We start from the raw sequence: 1,812 nt of genomic DNA, 5'->3' as shown, positions 1-1,812 counted from the left end.
GGGCAACGCCGCGGCCGGGGCGGCAGCGCCCGACGCGACGGCGGGCACGCCCGGCAGCGCGTTGCGCGCAGCGGCCGGCGCATCGGGCGCGCGGTAATCGGGGCCGAGCGGATGGAACAGCGTGCAGGCGCTCATCGTCAGGCACAGCGACGACGCGGCCAGCACGCCGCGCGGCAGGCGGTTCGCGAAGCGCTTCATGGCTGCCCTCGCGCGACCGATGCGGCCGATACGGCGGAAGCGGAGGCTGCCGATGCGCTCGATGCCCCCGCCGCCTTGCCGGCCGGCATCCGTTCGGGCGCGGTGCTGCCCGGCGCGTTCGGCTGCGCGCCCGGCTTCGCCTGCGCGTCGCCCGGCTTGAGGATCGCCACCGACGCCGTGCGCCCGCTGATCAGGCGCGCGTCGAGATGGGTCTGCACGTCGTCGAACGCGATCCACACCGGCACGCGCTGCGCGAGCCGCACCCACGCGAAGTTCGGATTGATCGACGGCACCAGCCCGTTCGCGCCGGCCGCCGTGTCGGAATCCTGGATCGCGCCCACCACGCTGATCACGTGGCCGTCGAGCGGCGCGCCCTCGCCCATCAGCCAGATGCGCGCGCGATCGCCCACGTGGATGCGCGAGATGCGCGTCTCCTGGAAATAGCCCTCCACGCGCAGCGACGCCACGTTGACCAACGCCAGCATGCCGGTGCCCGCGCTCACGAAGCGCCCCGGATGCAGCGTCGCGTTGGTCACGATGCCGTCGAACGGCGCGCGCACGGTGGCGCGTTCGAGATCGAGCTGCGCCGAGGCCAGCGCCGCGCGCGCCTCGTCCACCGCGGCCTGCGCGCCGCGCAGCGCCTGATCGGATTGCTCGACGCTCTGCTCGGACACCGCGCCGCGCAACGCGCGGTTGCGCGCCGCCTGCTGGCCGGCGTACACGCGCTGCGCCTCGGCGCTCTCCAGGCTCGCGCGCGCCTTCTGCTCGGCGATCTGGAAGCGCTGCGGATCGACGCGGAACAGCACGTCGCCGCGATGCACGAACGCGTTGCCGTGCACGTTCACCTCGGTCAGCAGGCCGCTGACGTCGGTGGTCACGTTGACCACGTCGGCGCGCACGTGGGCGTCGCGGGTGCGCGGATCGCGCTCGTAGTACGTCCACATGTAGGCGACGGCGATCGCCGCGATCGCGACGATGAACACCGCCAGCAACGACTGGAAGACGGTACCGATGATCCTCGATTGGCGGGGCGTGAAATGCACGGCGGATTCTCGCTAGGACGCAATGGGATGAAGGAAACGCATCAGGGCCGGAGCCGATGCAGCCAGTCGTCGAACACCGACGACAGCGGCAGCGCGCTCGGCCCGCCGAAGATCCGCAGCACCACGGCCAGCAGGATCACGAACAGGCACACCTGGATCACGCCGACGTGCCAGACCCGGCCGCCGAGCGGCCAGATATGCAGGAAGCGATCGAGCACGCGGCGCAGGACGAACAGCAGCACGAACACCACCGCGATCGCCACGGCCGGCATCGGCACGAAAATGCCCAGCAGATCGACTTCGGGCGACATCATGACGGGGCTCCGGGGGCGGGGTTATGGCTGCCGCCGCTGTTGCCGCTCGCATCGGCGCGCGGCGGCGCGGGCGGGGCCGCGTGCGGATAGAGCGCGAGCCGCAAATCGGCCAGCAGCGCCTGCGCAAACACCGGCAGGCCGGCGGCCGCATGCAGGAACGTGTCGAGCGCGACGGGCGACGCCGGCAGCGCGTCGTCTTCGCCGCCCTTCGTGCGCGGGCCCTGCGCATCCGCCGCCGACAGCAGGCGGCCCACCGA

The 1,812-nt window shown here is 72.5% G+C and carries 2 protein-coding genes and 2 pseudogenes; all 4 read right to left on the bottom strand.

The features are described 5' to 3' along the window. Positions 1-198, bottom strand: a pseudogene (locus tag G3N92_RS33575) (lytic murein transglycosylase B); the annotation flags it as partial. Further along, positions 195-1,241, bottom strand: coding sequence for an HlyD family secretion protein (locus G3N92_RS33570; RefSeq protein WP_339385885.1), 1,047 nt, complete (start codon positions 1,239-1,241; stop codon positions 195-197). The gene G3N92_RS33570 and the pseudogene G3N92_RS33575, both read right to left, overlap by 4 nt. Positions 1,242-1,282: 41 nt before the next feature. Then, the gene (locus tag G3N92_RS33565) at positions 1,283-1,555 is read right to left on the bottom strand and encodes a DUF1656 domain-containing protein (protein ID WP_206131800.1); all 273 of its coding nucleotides are present in this window, start codon (positions 1,553-1,555) and stop codon (positions 1,283-1,285) included. Further along, a pseudogene (locus tag G3N92_RS33560) lies at positions 1,552-1,812 on the bottom strand (hypothetical protein); the annotation flags it as partial. The pseudogene G3N92_RS33560 and the gene G3N92_RS33565, both read right to left, overlap by 4 nt.

Source organism: Burkholderia sp. Ac-20379 (assembly GCF_017104645.1).
Taxonomy (GTDB): Bacteria; Pseudomonadota; Gammaproteobacteria; order Burkholderiales; family Burkholderiaceae; genus Burkholderia.
The sequence above is the reverse complement of the archived record's forward strand: the minus strand, read 5'-3'. Positions and strand labels throughout refer to the sequence as shown.

What these genes read in the sequence shown, in the direction of transcription:
- G3N92_RS33565 (WP_206131800.1), bottom strand. Translation starts at nt 1,555, where the DNA reads ATGATGTCGCCCGAAGTCGATCTGCTGGGCATTTTCGTGCCGATGCCG.